Annotated in this window: 21 protein-coding genes and 1 pseudogene; 10 read left to right on the top strand and 12 right to left on the bottom strand. The window is 61.0% G+C overall.

Going from position 1 to position 22,301, the window contains the following annotated elements:
• The first annotated feature begins 10 nt into the window (after window positions 1–10).
• Genes BMZ57_RS05845 through BMZ57_RS05860 form a run of 4 tightly spaced genes read left to right on the top strand, consistent with a single transcriptional unit; the run spans window position 11 to window position 3,865 of the window.
• Window positions 11–1,876 carry a phytase gene (locus BMZ57_RS05845; protein ID WP_069672556.1) on the top strand — a complete coding sequence of 622 codons (1,866 nt, stop codon included), beginning with the start codon at window positions 11–13 and terminating at the stop codon, window positions 1,874–1,876.
• 46 nt (window positions 1,877–1,922) lie between these two features.
• Window positions 1,923–2,615, top strand: coding sequence for a protein TolQ (tolQ, locus tag BMZ57_RS05850; protein WP_010209725.1), 693 nt, complete (start codon window positions 1,923–1,925; stop codon window positions 2,613–2,615).
• A 15-nt stretch (window positions 2,616–2,630) separates the two neighbouring features.
• On the top strand, window positions 2,631–3,077 hold the full coding sequence (gene tolR, locus BMZ57_RS05855) for a protein TolR (protein ID WP_021492721.1): 447 nt from the start codon (window positions 2,631–2,633) through the stop codon (window positions 3,075–3,077).
• Window positions 3,074–3,865, top strand: coding sequence for an energy transducer TonB (locus BMZ57_RS05860; RefSeq protein WP_069672557.1), 792 nt, complete (start codon window positions 3,074–3,076; stop codon window positions 3,863–3,865). The genes tolR and BMZ57_RS05860 overlap by 4 nt, the downstream gene beginning before the upstream one ends.
• A gap of 68 nt (window positions 3,866–3,933) precedes the next feature.
• Here the strand turns inward: BMZ57_RS05860 and BMZ57_RS30115 are convergent.
• The 6 genes and pseudogenes from BMZ57_RS30115 to BMZ57_RS05885 form a co-directional block, all read right to left on the bottom strand.
• A pseudogene (locus tag BMZ57_RS30115) lies at window positions 3,934–4,056 on the bottom strand (dihydrofolate reductase); the annotation flags it as partial.
• A gap of 14 nt (window positions 4,057–4,070) precedes the next feature.
• A complete protein-coding gene (locus BMZ57_RS05870) occupies window positions 4,071–5,249 on the bottom strand; it encodes an acyl-CoA dehydrogenase family protein (RefSeq protein WP_044287335.1) in 1,179 nt (392 codons plus the stop codon).
• Window positions 5,246–5,383: a hypothetical protein gene (locus BMZ57_RS29475; protein WP_010209731.1), complete on the bottom strand. Its 138-nt coding sequence runs from the start codon at window positions 5,381–5,383 to the stop codon at window positions 5,246–5,248. The genes BMZ57_RS05870 and BMZ57_RS29475 overlap by 4 nt, the downstream gene beginning before the upstream one ends.
• 13 nt (window positions 5,384–5,396) lie before the next feature.
• A complete protein-coding gene (locus tag BMZ57_RS05875) occupies window positions 5,397–6,371 on the bottom strand; it encodes an ABC transporter substrate-binding protein (protein ID WP_047540966.1) in 975 nt (324 codons plus the stop codon).
• Between the two features lie 407 nt (window positions 6,372–6,778).
• A complete protein-coding gene (locus BMZ57_RS05880; protein WP_069672558.1) occupies window positions 6,779–8,362 on the bottom strand; it encodes a rhodanese-related sulfurtransferase in 1,584 nt (527 codons plus the stop codon).
• Window positions 8,359–8,970, bottom strand: a complete 612-nt coding sequence (locus BMZ57_RS05885) for a cysteine dioxygenase family protein (RefSeq protein ID WP_021492716.1) — start codon at window positions 8,968–8,970, stop codon at window positions 8,359–8,361. Before BMZ57_RS05885 ends, BMZ57_RS05880 begins: the two co-directional genes overlap by 4 nt.
• Before the next feature lie 217 nt (window positions 8,971–9,187).
• Here BMZ57_RS05885 and BMZ57_RS05890 point away from each other — a divergent pair, with 217 nt between their 5' ends.
• A complete protein-coding gene (locus BMZ57_RS05890; RefSeq protein WP_042572179.1) occupies window positions 9,188–10,093 on the top strand; it encodes a LysR family transcriptional regulator in 906 nt (301 codons plus the stop codon).
• Window positions 10,094–10,200: 107 nt separating this feature from the next.
• Window positions 10,201–10,995: a class II aldolase/adducin family protein gene (locus tag BMZ57_RS05895; protein WP_021492715.1), complete on the top strand. Its 795-nt coding sequence runs from the start codon at window positions 10,201–10,203 to the stop codon at window positions 10,993–10,995.
• Window positions 10,996–11,034: 39 nt separating this feature from the next.
• Here BMZ57_RS05895 and BMZ57_RS05900 read toward each other — a convergent pair whose 3' ends face one another.
• The 3 genes from BMZ57_RS05900 to BMZ57_RS05910 all read right to left on the bottom strand — a co-directional run bounded on the left by BMZ57_RS05900 (window position 11,035) and on the right by BMZ57_RS05910 (window position 14,358).
• Complete coding sequence (locus BMZ57_RS05900) at window positions 11,035–12,117, bottom strand: LLM class flavin-dependent oxidoreductase (protein WP_021492714.1); 1,083 nt, start codon at window positions 12,115–12,117, stop codon at window positions 11,035–11,037.
• A gap of 199 nt (window positions 12,118–12,316) precedes the next feature.
• Complete coding sequence (locus BMZ57_RS05905) at window positions 12,317–13,621, bottom strand: ATP-binding protein (protein WP_021492713.1); 1,305 nt, start codon at window positions 13,619–13,621, stop codon at window positions 12,317–12,319.
• Window positions 13,618–14,358 (bottom strand): response regulator, encoded by a 741-nt coding sequence (locus tag BMZ57_RS05910; protein WP_010209741.1) that lies wholly within the window; start codon window positions 14,356–14,358, stop codon window positions 13,618–13,620. Before BMZ57_RS05910 ends, BMZ57_RS05905 begins: the two co-directional genes overlap by 4 nt.
• A gap of 293 nt (window positions 14,359–14,651) precedes the next feature.
• On the opposite strand from BMZ57_RS05910, the gene BMZ57_RS05915 reads away from it, so the two are divergent.
• Window positions 14,652–16,073: a serralysin family metalloprotease gene (locus BMZ57_RS05915; RefSeq protein ID WP_069672559.1), complete on the top strand. Its 1,422-nt coding sequence runs from the start codon at window positions 14,652–14,654 to the stop codon at window positions 16,071–16,073.
• 1 nt (window position 16,074) lies between these two features.
• On the opposite strand, the gene BMZ57_RS05920 is transcribed toward BMZ57_RS05915, so the two are convergent.
• On the bottom strand, window positions 16,075–17,478 hold the full coding sequence (locus tag BMZ57_RS05920; RefSeq protein ID WP_069672560.1) for an aminotransferase-like domain-containing protein: 1,404 nt from the start codon (window positions 17,476–17,478) through the stop codon (window positions 16,075–16,077).
• Window positions 17,479–17,601: 123 nt separating this feature from the next.
• Here BMZ57_RS05920 and BMZ57_RS05925 point away from each other — a divergent pair, with 123 nt between their 5' ends.
• From BMZ57_RS05925 to BMZ57_RS05935, 3 genes are all read left to right on the top strand, one after another.
• Window positions 17,602–18,234, top strand: a complete 633-nt coding sequence (locus tag BMZ57_RS05925) for a LysE family translocator (protein ID WP_010209745.1) — start codon at window positions 17,602–17,604, stop codon at window positions 18,232–18,234.
• Window positions 18,235–18,314: 80 nt separating this feature from the next.
• The gene (locus BMZ57_RS05930) at window positions 18,315–19,373 is read left to right on the top strand and encodes a diguanylate cyclase (RefSeq protein WP_029529114.1); all 1,059 of its coding nucleotides are present in this window, start codon (window positions 18,315–18,317) and stop codon (window positions 19,371–19,373) included.
• Window positions 19,374–19,421: 48 nt separating this feature from the next.
• On the top strand, window positions 19,422–20,651 hold the full coding sequence (locus BMZ57_RS05935; protein WP_044287331.1) for a M20/M25/M40 family metallo-hydrolase: 1,230 nt from the start codon (window positions 19,422–19,424) through the stop codon (window positions 20,649–20,651).
• 114 nt (window positions 20,652–20,765) lie between these two features.
• Here BMZ57_RS05935 and BMZ57_RS05940 read toward each other — a convergent pair whose 3' ends face one another.
• Both BMZ57_RS05940 and BMZ57_RS05945 read right to left on the bottom strand, forming a co-directional pair.
• Window positions 20,766–21,182, bottom strand: coding sequence for a hypothetical protein (locus BMZ57_RS05940; RefSeq protein WP_010209750.1), 417 nt, complete (start codon window positions 21,180–21,182; stop codon window positions 20,766–20,768).
• A 7-nt stretch (window positions 21,183–21,189) separates the two neighbouring features.
• Window positions 21,190–22,301 (bottom strand): RHS repeat domain-containing protein (locus tag BMZ57_RS05945; RefSeq protein WP_139215220.1); only part of this gene is annotated, 1,112 nt, incomplete at its 5' end.

The following is a 22,301-nucleotide window of genomic DNA, read 5'->3' on the forward strand; positions in this document are numbered from 1 at the left end:
TTGATTGTTCATGAGAATGTCCAAGCTCTACGTGATGATGGTGTTGGCCGCGTGCTCGCCGGTCATGGCCGCCGACCTGGCGCTGACCCCTTGGGCGCCAAGCCTGAATGCTGACGCGGTGACTTTCCTGCCGGGCCGCACTGAGCGCCTGGCCGCCGGTACCCGCAACGGCCTGCAACTGCTCGACGGCAAAGGTGCCGAACTGGTCCGCTTCAACGGTAATTTCAGCAGCCTTGACACCCGCATCGCTGGCAACCAGGTGCTGGTTGCCAGCCTCGACAACGACCGCCAGCAAGCGCTGTTGGTGAACCTCGATGCCTCGGCTAAAACCTTCGGCAAACCGCTGTACCTGCCGACTCGCGACTACCCGGTCAATGGCCTGTGCCTGTTCCGCGACGCAGCCGCCAACCTGTTTGTGTTCCTGGTGGGAGACGAGGGCAAGGGTGAACAATGGCTGGTGGGCAATGGTTCGACGCTGTCAGGCGAGCCTCAGCGCGTGCGTGGTTTGCCACTGCCGCCGTCGGCACAGTTCTGCCAGGTGGATGACGCGACCCAGCAGTTGCTGGTCAATGAAGAAAACGTCGGCTGGTGGGCCTACCCGGCGCACCCGGAGGCGGAGGTGAAACGCACGCCGGTGGCGCTGTTTGACGCTCCCAAACGCGAGGCTGGCGCCATGGCGTTGGTGCCGGGTGGGCTGGTGACGCTGGACCCGAAGACTGCCCAACTGCATCTGTTTCAGCACACCGGCGAGCGTTGGGTGGAACAGGGCAGCCTGACGCTGCCGGGCCTGAAAGAACCGGAGCAACTGAGCGTCAACGGCCAGCAAGTGCTGGTGCGCGATGACGACACCGGTCGGCTCTACCAAGGCCAACTCGACTGGCAGCCCAAGCCTGTGGCCACCGAGTCGGTATTGCCGGAAGTCGCCGCTCTGCGCCAGACCGACCCGGTCGGTCGCCAGGGCGATGCGGCGGATGATCCCGCAATCTGGATTCACCCCGAACAACCGGCCCGCAGCCGCGTGCTCGGTACCAACAAAAAACACGGCCTGCTGGCCTATGACCTCGACGGCAAGCTGTTGCAGGAGCTTGCGGTCGGTCGCCTGAATAACGTTGACGTGCGCCCCAACTTCAAGCTCGGGGCGCAGACCGTCGACCTGGCCGTGGCCAGCAATCGTGATCACAACAGCCTGAGCCTGTTCAGCATCGACCGTCGCAGCGGCGAACTGCGCGAAGCCGGTGAAGTGCCGACGCCACTCAAGGAAATCTATGGCATTTGCCTGTTCCAGCCCGCCAGCGGTGAGATCTACGCGATTGCCAACGGCAAGGACGGCACCTTCCTCCAATACCGCCTGAGTGCACCGGACGGCCGGGTGCAGGGCGAGTTGGTGCGCCAGTTCAACGTCGACAGCCAACCCGAGGGCTGTGTGGCCGACGACCAGCGCCAGCGTTTGTTCATCGGTGAAGAAGACGTCGGCGTCTGGGCGGTGGATGCGCGTGCCGACCAACCGGCCACGCTCACCAGCGTGATCAAGGTCGGCCCGCAGCTGCATGCGGATGTCGAGGGCCTGGCGTTGTACCAGAGCGATGAACGCGACTACCTGGTGATCTCCAGCCAGGGCAATGACAGCTACCTGGTGCTGGATGCCGAGCCACCGTTCGCAATGCACGGTGCCTTTCGCGTCGGCCTGAATGCGGCGGCAGGGATCGATGGCGCTTCCGAAACCGACGGCCTGGAAGTCACTGCCATCAACCTTGGCGGCCCCTGGAGCAAGGGCCTGCTGGTGGTGCAGGACGGGCGCAAGCGCATGCCCGAACAGACCCAGAACTTCAAGTTCGTGCCCTGGGCCGACGTGACCCGCGCGTTGAAATTGCCGTAGGCGTCATCACCCGGTCATCACTTTTTAATCGAATAGGAGCTTAACCATGCACGCGACGATGGAACATATGACGATCTGGGGCTTGATCAGTGACGCCAGCCTGTTGGTCAAGGCAGTGATGGTCACATTGCTGCTGGCGTCCTTGCTCAGTTGGTACCTGATCATCCAGCGCGCCAGTGTCCTGCGACGCCTGGAGCGGCAGTTGAAAGGTTTTGTGCTGCGCTTTCGGGCTGCGCCTGACTTGCAGCCGCTGTACCGCGAAACCGTGCAGGCGGGCGAGGGTGGCGTTGCGCCGATCTTTATCGCGGGGGTGCAGGAATATCAGCACCTGCAGGGCCACGACCCGGCGGTGCTGGAAGGTGTCGAGCGCGCGCTGCAGGTGGCGATCACCGAGCAGGAAATCGAGCTGGAAAAGGGTCTGCAATTCCTCGCGACTGTGGGTTCGGTCAGCCCCTACATCGGCTTGTTCGGCACGGTGTGGGGCATCATGAATTCCTTTATCGGTTTGTCCCAGGTGCAACAGGCCACGTTGTCGACGGTAGCGCCGGGCATCGCCGAGGCATTGATCGCCACTGCCATCGGCCTGTTCGCGGCCATCCCGGCGGTGATCGCCTACAACCGTTTCGCGGCACGTGGGCAGACCTTGCTGACCCGCTACTACGCCTTCGGTAACGAACTGCAAGTGCGTCTGCACCGCACCCTGCGCGGTACGCCGATCAACCTGGCCGTGGCCGCCTGAACAAGGAGCAAACCGATGTTGACCAGGCCACAACGCAAGCACGGGCCCAAGGCGGAGATGAACGTGGTGCCTTACATCGACGTGATGCTGGTGCTGCTGGTGATCTTCATGGTCACCGCCCCGATGTTGACCCAGGGCGTGAAAATCGAGCTGCCCAAGGTCGCCGCCGAGGCACTGGCGAGCGACACGCGCCAGCAGATCCTCACGCTGTCGGTCAAGGCTGACGGCGGCTACTACTGGAACCTGGGCGGCGAACTCGACACCACGCACCAGACCGACAGCGCCGTGACCCTGGATGAAATGGGCGCCAAAGTCACGCAGGTGGTGGCGGCGCGCAGCGACACCCAGGTGTACATCCGCGCCGATGACAACGCCGGATACGGCAAGGTCGTGGCGGCCATGGCGGTGTTGCAGAAGGGTGGTGTAAGCAACCTGGGGCTGGTGACCGAGGCCCCGCAATGACGGCGATGATCATGCACAGTCCGCTGCTGACGATGGCGCCCCCGGCGTTTTCCGGGCTCTGGAGAAACAGCTTGGCGGCCAGCCTCGCGGTGGCGCTGCATGTGGGGGTGCTGGCGGCGCTGATGCTGGGTTGGTCGACGGAAGCACCCACGCTGGAAGCGCCAAGGGTGATGCATACCCAGTTGGTGATAATGCCGCCAGCGCCAGTGCCAGTGCCTGAGCCGGCGGCGGTCGCAGCGCCTGCGCCGGAGCCTGTCGTGGTTCCCGTGCCGGCGAAACCGGTCGTTGATCCACAGGTCCAGGCACAAAAACTGGAAAAAGCCGCGTTGGCGCGCAAGCGGGTTGAGGAAAGGAAGCTGGAGCAGCAACAGCAACAGCAACAGCAACAGCAACAGCAACAGCAACGCCAGGCCGCTGAACAACGCAACCGCGAGCTGGAGCAGCAGCGTCTGGCCCAGGAGCGCCTCGCCGCTGAACGCGCACGCCCTGCAGCCCCGGCCGCTGCGCCGGCATTCGACAGCCGCCAGTACCAACCCTTGAGCAAGGAGGCGCCGGACTATCCGGAGCGTGCCCTGGACAAGAACATTGAAGGCGATTGTTCGGTGGAGTACACCGTCAACACCCTGGGCCGCGTGGAAAACCCCAGGGTGCTGGACGGCTGCCACCCACTGTTCATGCGGCCTTCCCTGGCGGCGGCGAATACCTTCCGCTACCAACCGAGAGTGGTGGACGGCAAGGCAGTAGCGGTGCCGGCGGTGCGCAACACCTTCCACTACCGCATCAAATAATCCTAGATTTTTACCGCGTTAGGCGTTGGCGAGATTCGCCAGTTCGGAGCTCGCCGCATACCGCTCCAGATCTCATTGCGGCTGTTGGTGGAAATCGCCGACGTACGCGGCGACAACCTCACGCTCGGGTGGGTATACAAAGGATGCCCATCCCGCAACGCCTCGTGATTCAGCAACCCGCCCCGCGCGATCTGGCTCACCGGGCTCACGTACGTTCCTTCTGGCGTTGGACGAAGACGGCTTTGCCGATGCCTTGCAATACGGCGTCGTTCTGTGGGGTGTGTACGCGGCTGCACAGCACGTCGCGGTAATGCCGTTGCAACGGACTATGGCGCGACAGGCCGGGGTTGCCCGAGGCTTCGATGGCCAGCTCCACGGCGCGGATGGCGTTGTGGGTCACCAGGTATTTCAACTGCGCCGCGTTGGCGGCTGGCGTGTGACCTTCGGCGGCAGCGTCAAGCAGGCTGCGGTTGGCGAACAGCAGGGTGTCGATATGGCCGACGGTTTCCTGGAACCGCGGCAAGGTCGACAGCGCAGCACCAAGGTTGGACGGCGTACGCGCTTCCAACCAGTTCACCAGCCAGTCCCGCGCAGCCTGGGCCACGGCGTCGTATACCGAGGACAGCAACACCGACATCCACAGCAAGCCTTCGCCATCCAGCTCCGGCGTCGGCGCGCTCCACGGGCTGACGCTGACGGCATGGTCCAGCGGCACCAACACGTTGTCGAGCACCACTTCATGGCTGCACGTAGCCCGCATGCCCAGGTGGTCCCACGTGTCGATGATGGTCACGCCGGGACTGTCTTTGGGCACCAACCAGGCGCCCACCAGTGGGTCGGCATCATCACTGCGGCCCCACACGCTGAGCCAGCTCAGGCCGTGGCTGCCGGTGGAGTAGACCTTGCGGCCGCTGATGCGCCAGCCCTCGGCGGTGCGTATCGCGGTGGTCGCCGGCAGACCGCCGCGGGCCGGGGTGCCAAGGTCAGGTTCGACACGCAGGGCGTTGATCAAGGCGCCGTTGCGCACGGCGTCTTCGGCCACTTGCGTGCGCAGGTGGGCGGGCCAGGTCTTGCTGTCTTGCAGGCGCGTGTGTTGCAAGTACTGCATCACCAGGATCAGCGCCGTGGACGGTTCGCCCTTGGCGATCGCACTGATGGCCTTGCGCGCCTGGAGCAGGCTGGCACCGCCGCCGCCAAAAGCCTTGGGCACGGTGAGGGCGACCAGGCCATGTTGGTGCAGCAACTGGAAGTTGGCGTGGGGAAAGGCGCCGCTCTCGTCGTAGAGGTGCGCGGTGCTGGCCAGCTCGACGGTGAGGCGTTCGAGCAGGGCTTCGAAGTGGGCGACTTCCACGGAGCGTAGGGCAGGGTGCGAGGATTGGCTCATGCCAGCGCCTGCTGCTGCGCTTCCACCTCGGCGGCGACGCTGTAGCGGTCGGAGCCGCCTTTCTGGCTGTTGGAACCCAGGTCACCGAGTTCCGGGAACGGCGCATCCAGTTTCAAATGCCGTGGCTCGCTCATGTTCTGCTCCTATTTAGCGCGATGCTTGGGAAAGGGGGACACGCTTGGCGTTGAAGCTCTTGTCGAAGCCCTGAGACACGTCGATGTGCTTGAGCAACAGGCCCTCTTTTTGGTAGGTGTCAGCGGTTGTTTGCAGGCCGCTGATAACCGCATCGTCGATGGCGACCGGTGTCAGGTGGGTGTCCTTGGCCACTTCGACATGCACATCCAGCGGCAGGCCGGTGATCTTGGCCTGGGCGGCCGCGTATTCATGAGGGTGCACGTTGGCCCAGGCATAAGCGCGGTCGACGCGGGCGACAAAGTCATCCAGTTGCGGGCGCTTGTCGGCGATGGCTTGGCGGGTGGCCGCGAGGTACAGGTGATTGCTCAACAGCTTGTTGCCACTGATCAGCACGCGGGCCTGGCTTTGCGAGGTGACCACCGTGGTGTACGGGTCCCAGGTGGCCCAGGCGTCGGCAGTACCGTTATCCAGCACCAGGCGCGATTCGCTTGGTAGCAGGAAAATGAACTGCACATCCTGGGTGGTCAAGCCGGCGGTGGCCAGGGCCTTGATCGCCAGGTAATGGCCGATGGAGCCGCGCCCGGTGACGATCTTCTTGCCCTTGAGGTCGGCGACGGTCTTGATCGGTGAGTTCCTGGGGACCACCAGGGCGGTGGTGTTACGCCCCTCAGCGTGAATGATGCTGACCACCTTGAGCGACGCACCGGCACCCAGGGCGAACACGTAGGGCGCATCACCAAGGGCGCCGATGTCTACGGCCCCGGCATTCAAGGCTTCGCCCAGGGGTGAGGCGGAGGGGAACTCCGCCCAGCGAATGTCGTAGGGCACGTTTTCCGATTCGCCGGAAGCTTCCAGCAGCGCCTTGATGGTGGATTTCTGATTGGCTACGCGCAGCGGTTGCAGGTCGGCGGCGTGGCTGCTGCCGATCAGGCCGAAGGCGAGTGCGGTGCCCAGGAGCAGGCGCTTGAAGGGGGTGGTAAAGACCATGGAATGCAGGCTCCAGGCAGATCAAGAAAAGGTTCGTTTACCTCCGCCTGGAGAAGGGGTCGGTGCATGGGTTAACGTTATGCCTATAAAAACTGGCTGTGAAGTTCTTTTTGGTTATATTGTAATTATGAAAATAAATGATTAAGTGGAAGAATATTATTCTCTAACCGTATTTTTTTGGTGTGATTCGGGTCAGGGTCAGGTTGCCCTACAGGCCCCGATAATGGGTGTCGCCCCGTTCGTTCAGCAAGCATGCATAGTCGTCGCCCACGCCCGGTAAAAGGGGACGCGTTGATGTCATGGCGACGCCCTGTAGGAGCGAGCTTGCTCGCGAAAACCGTCAACGAAAACGCGGGCATCCGGATTAAAGCCTGCGCCGCGTGTGGGTGCAGGCAGCTTGGGGGATTTCAGATCACATAGAAACCATGGGTGCCGTCGCGGGCCAGTTGGTCGACCAGGCCGAATTCCCAATCCAGATACGCCTGCATGGCTTCCTTGGGATTGTCGGTGCCTTCGTACGGACGGCGGTAGCGGTCGATGCGCGGTGAGGCCAGGTGAGTTTCACCTTCTTCGAGTGGCAGTTGCGCGTCGATCCAGCCGGCGGTGCCGCCTTGCAGCAGGAACACGGGCTTGCCGGTGATGGCTTCGACTTCAGCTACCGCCAGGCGCGCCAGTTGGCTGCTGCCACACGTCAGCACATAGCGTTGGGCGGTGGGCACCTTGGCCAGGGCCTGGGGCAGTTGTGCGCGCAGGGCCCACCAGGCACCGGGGACGTGGCGCTTCACGTAGTTGGCGCTGGCAGTGAAGTCCAGTACCACGGTGTCGCCATGGGCCTGCCATTCGGCGAGGGTATGGGGGCTGATCAGTTCGGCCTGGGGCGGTGCCGGCACTGGTGCGACCCAGGCGCCTTTCTCGCTGAATTGCGCGGGCTGCAGGTTATCCAGCACGTACACTTCCCAACCCAGTTGGGCCAGCCAGGAGGCGGACATGTTTGCGCGCACGCCGTCGTCATCCGCCAACACCAACCGTGCGCCACGCACGCTGGCGACGTGGTCGGTTTCCTGCACCAACTGACCGCCTGGCGTGGAGCGCGCGCCCTGCAGATGCCCGGCGTCAAATTCTTCCGGAGTACGTACGTCGAACAGGTACGTCGTACGTTTCTGCTCCCGCTGCCAGGCGTGCAGATCGGCCAGAGTGGCACGGCCGACGCGAGCCTTGTCGGCAACCCGACGCGCATCGGTAGCGGCGAGCTGGCGGTGCTCTTCCGCGGTCGGCGCAAAGCGGCGCGACTGGCCGTGTGCGAGCGTCTGCCCGGCCAGTGTCCAGCCAATGGTGCCGTTGCGCAGCGCCGAGACGGGGTTGGCCACGCCGGCATTGATCAGCGACTGGGTGCCGATAATGCTGCGGGTGCGCCCGGCGCAGTTAACGATGATGCGGGTGGCCGGGTCCGGCGCCAGTTCGCGGGCGCGCAACACTAACTCGGCACCGGGCACGCTGATGCCGGTGGGAATGCTCATGGTCTGGTATTCGTCAAAGCGCCGCGCGTCGAGCACCACCACATCGGCCTGGCTGTCGAGCAGGGCCTGCACTTCTTCGGCGGCCAGTGACGGCGTGTGTCGTTCGCTCTCCACCAGTTCGCCAAATGCCTTGCTCGGCACGTTTACGTCGATGAACAGCTCGCCACCGGCGTTGCGCCAACCGTCCAACCCACCTTCCAGCAGGCTGACCCGGGTGTAGCCCAACTCGCCCAGGCGCTCGGCAGCACGGACAGCCAGGCCTTCGCCGTTGTCGTAGACGGTGACCTCGGTATCGCGCCGCGGGATGCGTGAATACACCTCCAGTTCCAGTTTCGACAGCGGAATGTTCGCGGCAAACAACGGATGGGATTCGGCGAACGGCGCTTCTTCGCGCACGTCGACCAGGGCGACTTCTTCACGGTCCAACAGGGCCTGGCGAATCTGCGCAAAGCTGCGGGTCGATACGGGGGTCATAGGGCAGGGCTCTTTTCTTTGGACAAATCCCAGATATTCGGGAGGAAGGCGTTGGAATAACCGGAGATAAACAGTTTCTCGCTGCCGTCGGGCTGGTACACCGCGCGGCGCACCGCACCGATATTGGCGCCGTACACGTGGATGCTGATCGACACCTGGTCGCTGTGGGCGTTGCTCACCTGGTGAATGTCACCGACCTTGGGCGACACAGCCTCGACTTGGCCCGGCACCAACCGGACCGGCTTGCCATCGGCAATCAGGCTGCCATCGGGGGCGCGTTCGAACCCTTGGGAGAACTCCGAGCCGCGCAGCATCCCGATCAATCCCCATACCCGGTGGTCGTGGATCGGCGTGCTTTGTCCTGGTCCCCAGACAAAACTGACGATGCTGAAGCGCTGGCGCGAGTCGGCATGCAGCAGGAATTGTTGATAGCGCTCGGGATCGGGTTGGGCGAACTCATCGGGGAGCCAGTCATCATGGCTGACCAGTTGCGCCAGCAACTTGCCGCCACGGTGCAGCAGGTCGCCCTCGCGTGGATTGCCGTCGATCAATTCCGCCAGGGCGCCTATGAAGGCTCTAAGTCTCTCGGGGTGTCGGGCCTGGGTCATGACAATTCCATCGTGTGGTCGGTAATGATGGGTTTATCTAAGCATAATGTTTATTGTTAATATGCTATTTTTTAATGATTAGCTTATAGCCGAAGGTAATTTAGAACCGATCTGAATAGTGTAAGACGTTATCGATCACAGCGCGGGCTATCCAGACTTCGTTCCTGCAACTATGCTTCCCACACATCTTAATGACTGTTCTCTATGTGCGGCCCAAATGAAAATTGACGATATCGATGCCTTTGTCGAAGTGATTCGTTGCCAGTCCATCAGCCATGCCGCCGAGTCGTTGCAGCTGACCCAGCCGGCTATCACTCGCCGGGTGCAGAACTTCGAGCAGGCGCTGGGGGTGGAGCTATTCGACCGCAATACCAAACCTCTCAAGCCTACGCTGATCGGCACCCGGGTCTACGAGCAGTGCCGGTTGATCCTGCGCGAGATGGACGCCCTGCGTGAACTGGTGGCCACTGACGCACCCCCCACCGGCCTGTTGCGCCTGGGTGTGCCGCAGACCATAGGTGATGTGGTGCTGCTGGACGCGCTCAAACACCTGCGTACGGAGTATCCGGACCTGCGCGCCCAGGTCGCTACGGGCTGGGGCAGCCAATTGGTGGGCAAGATCGAGCGCGGCGAGTTGGATGCGGCGGCGGCACTGTTCCCGGCGGGCAAGATCTTCCCGGACAACATCGTCGGCGAGTCGATCGGCAAGATGGAGCTGGTGGTGGTCTGCGCCAAGGCGCAACTGCCGAAGAAGCCCTGCAAACTGGCGGATGTGTACCAGAACGGCTGGATTCTCAATCCGGATGGCTGCGGTTTCCGCGCGGGGTTGCAGCGGACCTTGTCCGATCAGGGGCTGGCATTGCGGGTGAACCTGGAGACGTTTGGCACTGAGCTACAACTGGGGTTGGTGGCGGACGGCCTGGGCCTTGGCCTGGTACCACGCCCGTTGTTGGAGCGCAGTGTGCACCGTGAGCAACTGGCGGTGATGCCGCTCAAGGATTTCAAGCCGGTGATGGATCTGTGGCTGATCTATCCGCACTTCCTGGGCAACCTGCAAGGGCCGGTGGATGCGTTTGGCAAGTTAGTGGCTGCCTCGTTGCACCCGATCAAGCATGCAGCTTGATATAAAAAATAATAATAATTAGCTTAGATTAAAATGTGCTTTTTATTATTTTTTTGCATCCCATAGGCTTGCCTGGAAGTCCTTAAGGCCATCCAGGAAGTTTTGCCATGAGCAGCGTCACCTCGATTTCCAGCGTTTCCAACCCTGTTCGCCAGCGCGTCACTGCGGAAGAATGGGAGGTGCGCGTCAAACTGGCCGCCGCCTATCGCCTGGCGGCGTTGTACAAGTGGACCGATCACATCTACACCCACTTCTCCGCTCGCGTGCCGGGCCCGGACGCGCATTTCCTGATCAATGCATTTGGGTTGTTGTTCGATGAAATCAATGCGTCCAACCTGGTCAAGGTCGACCTCGACGGCACTATCGTCGACGACCCTACCGGCCTTGGCATCAACTACGCCGGCTATGTGATCCACAGCGCCATCCACGGCGCACGCCACGACCTGCAAGCGGTGCTGCACACCCACACCCGAGACGGTATTGCGGTGTCGGCGCAAAAAGACGGCCTGTTGCCGATTTCCCAGCATTCCATTGGTTTCTCCGGGCGTGTGGCGTACCACGGCTATGAAGGCATTGCCCTCGACCTGGACGAGCGCGAGCGATTAGTCGCGGACTTGGGCGACAAAAGTGTGATGATCCTGCGTAATCATGGGTTGTTGACCGCCGGCGTTAGCGTAGAGCATGCGTTTCAGCAACTGCAGCAACTGGAGCGGGCCTGCAATATCCAGATCGCAGCCCAGGCAGCGGGGAATGCGGCGTTGATTTTCCCCCCAGTGGACGTGGTGGAGAAGGTCGAGCAACAGGCCAAGGCGAACGCCAGCGGCGAAGGACCGGGCGTGGCGCGGCATTGGAATGCGTTGATTCGGCAGTTGGAGCGCAGTGATACCGACTACAAGAACTGAACTTTCCTAAGGGAGCTGGCTGACCAGCTCCCCTATGAATCAAGCCACTTGCTGGGCCTGTTCGCGTTCAGCGATCAGCTGGCGGGTGAGAGGAATCAAGCGCTTGCCATAGTCGATGGCATCATTCAAAGGATCAAACCCACGAATCAGGAACGTGGTGATCCCCAGGTCGTAGTAATCCACCAATGCCTCCGCGACTTGCTCAGCCGTGCCCACCAGTGACGTTGAGTTGCCCTGTGCCCCCAGTAGCCCTGCAATCCCCGTCCACAAACGCTTATCCAGCCGCGATCCCTGCGCCGCCGCCGCGAGCAACCGGCGCGAGCCTTCGTTCGGCGGTTCACGTCGGACAAATCCATTTTTCTCTGCCAGCTCGGTGGCCTGCTGCAAGATGCGGTCGGCCCGTGCCCACGCCAGTTCTTCGGTCTCGGCAAGGATCGGCCGCAACGAAAGGCTGAAACGAATCGTGCGTCCATGCTTGGCCGCTTCGGCGCGTACCTGGGTCACGATCTCGCGCACTTGTTCGTAGGTTTCGCCCCACAGCGCGTACACATCGGCGTGTTTGCCCGCCACTTCGATCGCGGCTTTGGACGCACCGCCAAAATACAAGGGGATGTGCGGTTGTTGCGGTGACTTCACCGTGGAATGTGCACCTTCGACCTGATAGTAGGTGCCCTTGAAGTCAAAAGGTTGTTCGCTGGTCCATTCCTGACGCACCACGCTCAGGTATTCATCGGTACGTGCGTAGCGTTCGTCCTTGCCGATGTGGCTGCCATCGGCACGCAATTCGCGGTCGTCACCACCGGTGATGATGTGCACTGCCGTGCGCCCGCCGTTGAACACGTCGAGCGTGGCGAATTGGCGCGCCGCCAAGGTAGGCTGGGCGAAACCGGGGCGATGGGCGATGAGGAATTGAAGTTTTTGCGTCACGCTGGCGGCATGGGAGGCGATCAGCGTGCTGTCCGGGCTGTTGGAGTGAAAGGCCACCAGCGCGCGGTCGAAGCCGGCTTGTTCGTGAGCGCGGGCCACGGTCTCGATGTAGTCGGGTTGCAGGGTAGGGCCGCTGCGTGGGTGAATTTCGGAAGCGTGATGGCCGCCAATGTAGCCGATGAATTCGATGCTCATGGTCTGTCCTGGTTCAGTGCGTGATGGACACCTCCACCGGGCAGGGGGTCGGTTATTCGCCTCTAAAGTAGGGGCCGAAGCCAGGGCTGTAAAATGCCGATTGGTTCTAACCTAATTATTAAAATGTTGAATCATGGGGGAGTTGATGTATCAGTAATTTGCATCTGTATCCCGCACCGGCAACACCGGTCTCTGAGGCTTAAAGCCCCAGGCGTATCTCGGCACACAACCCACCTTGCGGTCGATTGCTCAAGGTCAGCGAGCCGCCTATCGCGACTGCCAGTTGTTGTGCAATCGCCAAGCCCAGTCCGGTGCCACCGGTGCCGCGGTTGCGTGAACTTTCGACGCGGTAGAATGGCTGCATGACCTGAACCAGTTCGTCTTCGGCAATTCCGGGGCCACGATCCAATACCTTGATCGACAATTCCCCGTCCGCCGTCGAGCCCACTTCCAGTTCGGCACTGCCTGCAAACTTCAATGCATTGTCCACCAGATTCACCAGCACCCGGCGCAAGGCGTGGGGGCGCGTGTCGAACACGACTGCGCTTTTTCCCGTGAGGCTGACCTGTTTGTGCATGTCCTGGTAGTCGAACACCAGGCTGTCGAGGAACGCATCGAGGTTGATCCGGTGGCTGGTTTCGGTAGCGCCGTGAACGCTGCGCGCATAGGCCACGCCTTCGCGTACCAGGTGTTCCATCTCGCCCAGATCACTCCAGAGCTTGTCGCGTTCGGCGCTATCTTCCATGAATTCAGCGCGCAGTTTCATGCGGGTGATCGGGGTTTGCAGGTCATGGGAAATCGCCGCCAGGATCTGCATGCGTTCCTTCAAGTATTCGGCGATGCGTTTTTGCATTTCATTGAACGCGGCAGCGGCGTGGGCAACTTCGGTTGGCCCCTGTTCGTCCAGCGGTGTGGGATGGGCGTTGGGGTCGAGGGTTTCCACGGCGCGGGCCAGGCGGGTCAGCGGGCGGATGGCCAGGCGCACGGCGATCCAGGTGCAGCCCAGCAACAGAGCCAGTTGCAGCACCAGTACCACCGGCAGCCAATAGGCGACCGGCAGGGCGGCGGGGCGCACGTCGATGGTGATCGGGCTGCCATCGGCCAGGTTCAGGTGCGCCTGGAAGTGCTTCTGAATACCGGGGATGTCGCGGAAGGTCAGCGCGTAGTGTTCACCCAGCGCATCCGCGATCGAGGTGGCGGCCATGGGCACATCATCGCTGCTCATCGGTTCGCCGGTCTCGCCCGCGTTGAGCAGGTAGCGATAGTTCTGACGGTCGAGACGCGGCAACCAGCTGGCCCGTTCGTTGACCGGCAGCCGGTCGAGGATCGCCACCGAGGTGGACACATCGTTTTCCAGGTTGCCCAGCATGGCGGTGCGCGCGCTGATGTAGCGCTCGTAGAATTGCGCACTGAAGGACAAGCCATGGGCGCACACCAGGCTGATCAGGAAGATCAGCGACAGTTGTGATGCCAGGGTGCGCGGCCATCCCAACCTGAAGGTCATTGCTCGGCCCCGAGGATTTCCACCGGCAGGGAGAACACGTAGCCCTCGCTGCGCACGGTCTTGATATAGGCCGGTTCACGGGCGTCATCCAGCAGACGTTGACGCAGGCGACTCACCAGCAGGTCGATGGAACGGTCGAACAGGTCGGCGTCGCGGCCCTGGGTCAGGTTAAGCAACTGGTCGCGGTTGAGCACGCGTTGCGGGTGGTCGAGGAACACCCGCAGCAAGCGGTATTCGGCACCGCTCAGCGCCACGAGGGTGTCATCGTCGTCGAGCAGATGGCGGGCGGTGGTGTCCAGGCGCCAGCGACCGAAGCGGATCAATCGTCCGGTTTCACTGACCACAAGGTTCGGCGGCAGCATCCGCGTGCGGCGCAATACGGCGTTGATACGCGCCAGCAGTTCACGGGCGGCGAAGGGTTTGACCAGGTAGTCGTCGGCGCCCATTTCCAGGCCGATAATGCGGTCGGTTTCATCGTTGCGCGCGGTGAGCATCAGCACCGGCGTGGCCTTGTGTTTGCCGACTCGCAGTTCGCGGCACAGCTGTAGGCCGTCATCACCGGGCATCATGATGTCCAGCACGATCAGGTCCACCGGGGTGGTGTCGAGGAAGCTGCGCATCTGACGGCCGTCGGCGACCACGGTAGTACGCATGCCGTTCTTCTTCAGGTAGTTGCCTACCAGTTCGCGGATCTCCCGGTCGTCATCGACGATCAGGATGTGATCGACATGATCCATGCTGTGCCTTCCTCGTTAATTACTCATTGGGGCGCAGTCTAGCCACTGTCGGCGCCTTTGCCTTGTGCCCTTTGTATTGCAGTGTATCTGGCGATAAGGAGATACACGATGAAGCAAAATTGCGGCTTCAATGCTCAAGGGGAGCGCAAGCGTTGAGCGACGTCCTACGCGCTGCGGGCATAAAACGATGGATTCACTTGAACGTAATCGCTCGAATTCCCGGCTTAAACGCACATCCGATTATGTGCCCAAGGTCGCAAGATCAGGCTTCATTGCCTGATGAGAGCGCATTCATGACAGCCATTACCTCGCGAGCGAGCACCACATTCCAGACGATTGAACAGTTTCAGCACCGAGATGATCGCGGTGGCGGCATCCAGCACAACGGATTACCGTCCAAGACGCCCGAAGAAGCAACCGCACGACTTTGGCGTGGGAGTGCTGGATGGCCGGATAAGAACGGCGACGGCCGTTATGGTGTGACCTATACGTTTCGAGAGCCTCCCGAGGACAAGCATCAAAGACAGCACAATAAATCCGGGTTCACTCACGTGCTCGAAAATCAAAGGCAACAGACCCGGCGCAGCTTGCAATCCATTGCGGATGTGGCAAACGTGAGGTTTACCGAGGGGCCGAAAACGGCGAGCAGCGAAGGTCACATCACCCTCGGCAATTACGCTGATTTGTTCAATAAGAAGGGCCAGTCCGTTGCGGCTTATCCTCAGACGTCCTTGCCCAACCCCAAGGACAGATTCAGCGGCGATGCTTGGTTCGTCGATACAAAAGACGATCAGAGCGTGCCGAATGCGTCCCACGGTGATGCAGGTCGCTTCACCCTCGTGCATGAGTTAGGCCATGCCTTGGGATTGAGCCACCCTAGCCAATACGACGTCAGTTCCGGGTCTGCCAAAGCCGGGTATCTGGAAGACTCCGAAAGCCATACCACCATGAGTTACCTGGGCGAACGTCACGGCTATATGAATCACGGCGGCATCCGCGCGTCGGCGCCGCAACTTGACGATATCAGCGCCTATCAACAGGAATACGGCGCCAACCATGAAACCCGCAAGGACGACACCACCTACGGTTTCAATTCCAATACCGATCGGGATTTCCTCAGCGTCAAGGCCGACCAGGACAAGATGGTCGCTGCCATCTGGGATGGCGGCGGCACCGACACATTGGACTTCTCCGGCTACCAGCAGGACCAACAGATCAGTCTCAAGGCCGGGACGTTTTCGGATGTCGGCGGCCTCAAGGGCAATGTCTCGATTGCCTATGGCGTGACTATCGAAAACGCTCTGGGCGGCTTCGGCAATGATTTGCTAGTGGGTAACGACGCGGCCAACACCCTCAACGGTGGAGAGGGCAACGACCGCATATATGGGGCGGGCGGGGCGGACATCTTGTGGGGCGGCAAAGGCAATGACGTCTTTGTCTACGGGAAAACCAACGAGTCGACCCGCGACGCGCCGGATCAGATCATGGACTTTGTCAGTGGCGAAGACCGCGTGGATGTGTCCGGGATCCGCGCGACGCTGGGCGACAAGCCGCTGACGTTCGTGCGTGCATTTTCGGGCGCCAGCGGTGAAGCGATGGTGACCTATGACCCGGCAGTTCAGAGGAGTACGTTGCAAATCAGCGGCAAACCTGACGAGCCGGCCTTTCTCCTGGTGGTCCACGGCAAATTGCAGCAGGGCGACATCGTGAGTTGATTCAGCCGGTGCTTCGCAACAGCGTCTCAAACAGCTGCTGCACCCGTGGCTCATCACTGTGGGCCACATTGAAACGCATCGAATCACGCTGGACCGGGTCGTAGCCAAACAGCGCGCCCGGTGCCAGCACCATGCCCTGTTTCAATGCCGCCTGGGCCAGCAGCTCGCCGTTGACCCCAGGCGGCAGCCGCGCCCAGATAAACATTCCGCCTTCGTAACCCATCGGCAGCTCGCAGCCGCAACGCTTGAGCCATTGCTCCACGCGTCCACCGGCCTCCATCAAGCGCTGGACCATGCGCTTGCGGTGCTTGGCGTAGCTGCCTTCGCTGAGCATGCGGTACACGACCTGCTCGAACAGATCGGAGGTCACGCCGCCGCTCATCAGCTTCATGTTGGTTAGGTTGGCTGCCAGTTGCGGTGCGGCCACCACAAAGCTGACGCGGGCGTTGGCGCTGAGGATCTTGGAGAAGCCCGACAGGTAGGTGACCTGGTCCAGGCCGGCGAGGGCGGCCAGGCGCGGCGGCGGGTTGGGGTGCAGGTCGCCGTAGAGGTCGTCCTCGACGATATGGCAGTGGTAGCGCTCGGTCAGTTGCAGCAGGCGGAACGCCTGGCCGGGGCTTAAGGAGTGGCCGGTGGGGTTGTGCAACACGCTGGTGGTCAAGTACAGGCTGGGGCGATGCTCGGCCAGCAGCTGTTCGAGGGCCGTGAAATCAAAACCGTCGGGGCGACGCGGGATCGTCACCACCTTGACCCCGTGCAAGGCCAGGTTGGCGTGGAAGTTGAAGTAGCACGGTGCGTCGAGCAGGACCGTGTCACCGGGACGTGCCAGCAGGCGCATCAGCATGTCCAGGCCTTGTACGGTGTTGGGAGTGGTGATGATTTGTTCCACCGACACCGACAGGCCCTCGCCGTGCAGCTTCTGTTGCAGCGCCTGGCGCAAAGGCAGCAACCCGGCCGGTGTGCCCAGGCTGGCGATGCGCAGCGACGGCGCCCGCACCACGCTGCGCAGGGTTTGGCGCAGGGCTTCGCTGTCCAGCCAGGTTTCCGGCAGGTGGCCGCCGCCGGGGCGCAGGTCGCCGTGGGCCGTCGCAAGCGGTCGACGCAACACGCTGAGCAGGTCCTGTGGCAGCAGATCGACCCAGTTCGAGGTTGTCGGGCGTGCACGGTCTGTCGCGACGAAATAGCCACGGCCTTGACTGGAAGTGAGCAGGTTGCGCCCGCGCAGGCGGTCAAGGGCCTCATTGAGGGTGAACTTGCTCACACCCAGTGTCTCGGTCAGTTCGCGCACCGAGGGCAACTTGCTGCCGGGCGTCCATTCGCCGTTTTCGATGGCCTGGCTGAACGCCTCTACGATCTGTAGCACCTTGGGGGTGCCTTCTACAAAGGTGATGGCTGATACGAACACGCGACGTCCTTGCCTTTGCTGGAAGTTTTACCGGTAAAGTTCGGGCGGATTAGGCCTCACTTTACCTGCCTTGCGCAATGCCAACTGCCTAGACTGCGGGCTCCATCCTCCAGGTCCCCGGCCATGACAAGTGCGTTAACCCTCTCCTCGTTCCTGTATTTCCTGCTGTTTTGCGCCACCATGACCTTCAGCCCCGGCCCCATGACTCTGCTGTTGTTGAGCCTGGGCGTGCGTGACGGTCTGCGCCGTTCGATCCCGGCGCAGATCGGCGCCAGTGTGTCGTACCTGATTTCGATCCTGATCTTTGCCGTGGGCTTTTCCGAGTTGATCAAGGGCTATCCGGTGATCACCCAGGTTATCCAGGTGGTCGGCGTGGCGTACATCCTGCATCTTGCCTACAAACAGTGGACCAGCAGCGGCGTGGTGATCGAACGGATCGGCCAGGTCGAAGCGGCGCGCAACCTGTTTGGCAAGGGCTTGCTGACTGGGTTCTCCAATCCCAAGACCCTCATCATGTTCAGTGCCGTGTTCCCCCAGTTCGCCGGTACCGGGGCGAGCCGTTCGACGGTGGACATTGCGATCCTTGGGCTGACGTTCCTGTTGCTGCAATTCGCCAGCGGCTGCCTGTATTGCTACTTCGGTCAGCGCATCAAGCATGTGCTGGAAAACCCCAAGCGCCGTGTGTTGTTGCAGCGCATCACGGCCGTGTTGCTGCTGGGCGTGGCAATGATGCTGGCGCGGGGCTTTGCCCACTGAGTCTTGAGCTAACGAGCAATAGTGGCGATCTGCCGTTACCCTGATAGACTCCAGGCATTCATTCAGGATCTCACCCCACCATGTCAGCTGCAGAAGGCACCGGACTTCCGCTCGCTTCTCGGTTGTACAGATCCCGTACCCTCGGGCTGACGCTCGGATTTGTCTGCGTGGTGTTCGGGATGTATCCCCTGGACCCGGCCTGGTGGGTGTGGGCCTGGATGTTGATCAATGCCTTTGTCTGGCCGCATGTGGCTTTTCAACTGACGCGGCGCAGCGCCAGCGCCCTGCGCAGTGAACGGCGCAATCTATTGTTCGATTCCTTTTGTGGTGGGTTCTGGGTCGGCGCCATGCACTTCAACCCGCTGCCGAGCGTGACCACCTTGTCGATGATGAGCATGAACAACGTGGCCATCGGCGGCCCGCGCTTCATGCTGGCGGGGTGGGTGGCGCAGGCGTTGGGTCTGGGCACTGCGTTGCTGATCTTCACGCCCGCATTCATCGCTGTGACCACCCAGGCGCAGCTCTACGCCTGCCTGCCGATCCTGATGCTGTATCCGCTGGCCTTAGGGTGGATCTGCTACCGTCAGGCGCTGACCCTGGCACGACATAAACGTGAACTGCTGGCCCTTAGCCGCACTGACAGTCTGTCCGGGCTGCTCAACCACGGCGCCTGGAAGGATCACCTTGAGATCGAGTTCCAACGCTGTCGCCGCGATTCCATGGGCGCCGTCATTGCGCTGATCGACATCGACCATTTCAAGACCATCAATGACACCTACGGCCATGTCACCGGCGATATCGTCCTGCGCCAGCTCAGCAAAGTGTTGCGCCAGAACCTGCGCGCCACCGACCTGGCCGGGCGTTACGGGGGTGATGAGTTCTGCGTGATCCTGCCGGGCATGCCGCTCAACCGCGCCACAGAAGTGATGGACGCCTTGCGCGATCGCTTCAACGCCTTGGCCTACGCCCAGGACCCGACCCTGCGCGTCAGCCTGAGCATCGGCCTGGCGCCGTATCAACCGACCCACGCAGATTCGACCAGTTGGTTGAATGACGCCGACCAGGCCTTGTACGACGCCAAAAGCAGTGGGCGGAACCGCGTCAGCACGGTACAGGAGGGTTGGTTGCGATCGGTCTAGTGGAGTAGGGTGTCACGGCACCTTCCAACAAAAAACAAGGATCGGTTCATGCTCTTCAACTTCCCCCGTACCCTCCTGGCCGCCACCCTGGCCATGTCCTTCGCCGTGCCGGCCTACAGCGCCGAACCCCACAAACAGATCCAGGCACACGCCGAGCAGTATAAGGCCGACGCCCTGAAACTGCTGGAGCGCCTGGTGAACATCGACTCGGGTTCCGGCTATGAACCGGGCCTGACGCAAGTGCGCGACATTGCTGTGGACGAGTTGAAACAGCTGGGTTTCTCGATTGAGCTGGTGCCGGATAAAGCGGCCAACAACAGTCACGTGGTTGCCACCCTCAAGGGCACCGGCAAGGCCAAGATCCTGCTGATGGCCCATATGGACACGGTGTTCAAGGAAGGCTCGGCCGCCGAGCGTCCGTTCCACATCAAGGACGGTCGCGCCTATGGCCCTGGCGTGATGGATGACAAGGGTGGCATCGTCGCCGGCATCTACGCGCTCAAAGTCCTCAAGGACCAGGGCTTCAAGGACTATGCGCAGATCACCTTCCTGCTCGACGCGAGCGAAGAAACCGGCTCCGACGCCGCCTCTGATCTGATCCGCAAGACCGCCAAGGCCCACGACGTCACTCTCAACCTCGAACCCGGCCGCCCAGCCGATGGCCTGGTGGTCTGGCGCAAAGGCAGCGCCACCGCCGTGGTTGAAGTCAAAGGCAAAGCCGCCCACGCCGGCGTCGCCCCGGAACTCGGGCGTAATGCTGCGATGGAAGCGGCGCACCAGATTCTGCAACTGGGCAAGCTGGGGGATGAAGAGAAGAAAACCACCATCAACTTCACCGTGATCAAGGCCGGCGACCGTACCAACGTCATTCCCGACCAGGCCACCGCCAAGGCGGACGTGCGCGCGGCGTTGCCGGAGGAGTTTGACCGCATCGAGAAAGACCTGGCCCGCGTATCAGCGAACAAACTGATCCCGGAAACCGAAGTGAAGACCAGCTTGCAGCGTGGGTTACCACCGATGCCGCAGACGCCGGAATCGGACAAGTTAGTGGCGATTGCCCAGGGGATTTATGGGGAGTTGGGCAAGAAGCTGACGATTGAAGGCAGCGGTGGCGCGGCAGACGCGAGTTTATCGGCTGGGGTGGGGACGCCGACGTTGGATGGGTTTGGGATTGTCGGCGGGAATATTCATACCCCGGAGGAGTATGCGGAGGTTGAGAGCGTGGTGCCGCGGGTTTATTTGCTTAGTCGGATGATTATGGAGCTTTCGAAGCGGTGATTTTCCGCTGATTGGCTTGCTTTTGTGGTGGGCAGGCTTGCCCTGCGTTGGGCTGCAGCGGCCCAACGCAAGCAAGCTCGCTCGCCACCGGGGATTTTTGCCTTGAGGGTGGCGTTACCAAGTTGACTGGTCTTCGAGGTTGGCTTTTTGGAGGTCTTCTTTCCAGACTTCGTTGGCTAGTCGGTAGATGTCGACGAAGAAGCCTCGGGGGTCGGCTATTTCTGTTTCGTTCCAGGCCATAGTTATGTATTCGTCGTAGTCGTTTTCAAATTCTTTCGCAAAGTCAAAGTCGGGGTTTTCGAGCGCATCCCTGAGAGCAGAAATCAATATAAAACGATGTCTGTATGAAAGGTACATAAGGTCTTTTAGGATAAAAGAAATTATGATTTTTTCCCTGTCTTTATGATCGTTAGGATCATGCTTCCATAGCTCTTTTCCAACCGTTTCCTCAAGGTCGTATATCGATAAGGCTCCTAATAAATGAGAGATATTAGGAGCGTATGGAGTGTTCATGAATGGGCATTTCAGCATGGTCTGCTCACTTCGGGAAAGCGGTGAATGGTCGAGTCGGATTGTTTCGATCAAATCTGATTTCTGCTCTTTCCATGGTTTCAATGTATCTAGGGTTGTTCACGTCCCTGCGGTTAGGTTTGTAGCCTCGTCCAGCCCCAGGCAGTTCGACCACGACCACTGGGTTGCCTGCTCTATCAAAACCTGTGGGAGATGGCGAAGCGCCCTGCATCCTGCCCATGGCCTTGTTTATAGCGTGGAGTTGCATTTTCCAAGAATTAAACTGGGAACTGGAGCTGATATTTCCTCTTTCCCCAGTCGTTGGATTTGTTCCATCAATAGATCGTTGTTTCAACGCTCTATCTGGTATCTCTGGACCATGCTTTTCAACTGTATGCATATCGTATTCCTGCTCCCACCCCAGCACCCTTCGTTTTGCATTTGCCTCTGTCAGTGCATCTATTCTCGACTGTCGATTAGTTCGCGGCAGTTGAGGTAGAGCAGGTGCGCCTTCATCAACGCTAGGCTTCGGAAGGGTAGTAGGACCGTTAGGTTCACACCCGTCGCCAGGACAGGTACTCAGTCCCAGCGGATCTATCCAGCCCGTAGGGTTAGGCACATATTGGTAAGGATTGATCCCACCCGCCAACTTCACCGGGTCCGGCGTGAGGTAGCGACCAATATCCGGATTGTAGTAGCGATGGCGGTTGTAGTGCAGCCCGCTTTCTTCATCGAAGTATTGGCCCTGGAAACGCAGCGGGTTGTCGACTTTTCCGATGTCGAGGCGGGTGATTTCACCGTAAGCGCGGTAGTGCGCGGACCAGACGATTTTGCCATCGGAGGCGGTGAGTTCCCGCGGCGTACCCAGGTGGTCGAGTTGGTAGTGGAAGGTCTCGGTTTCCTTTGGACCGAAACCTTCCAGTAGGACCAGCGGGCGAAAGGTGTTCGGCTCGTAGAGGTAACTGCGGTGGCGATCCGCGTGGTGCTCGGCGATCAGTGTGTCGCCCTGCCAGAAAAACTCTGTAGTGATGCCGTCAACGGTTTTGCTGATGCGCCGCCCAAACGGGTCATAGCGGTAGCTGGCGGTCTGGCCATTGGGTTTTTTAATGCCGATCAGACGGTGCTGGCAGTCGTAGCGGT

Origin of the sequence: Pseudomonas simiae (assembly GCF_900111895.1) — a bacterium.
Classification (GTDB): domain Bacteria; phylum Pseudomonadota; class Gammaproteobacteria; order Pseudomonadales; family Pseudomonadaceae; genus Aquipseudomonas; species Aquipseudomonas simiae.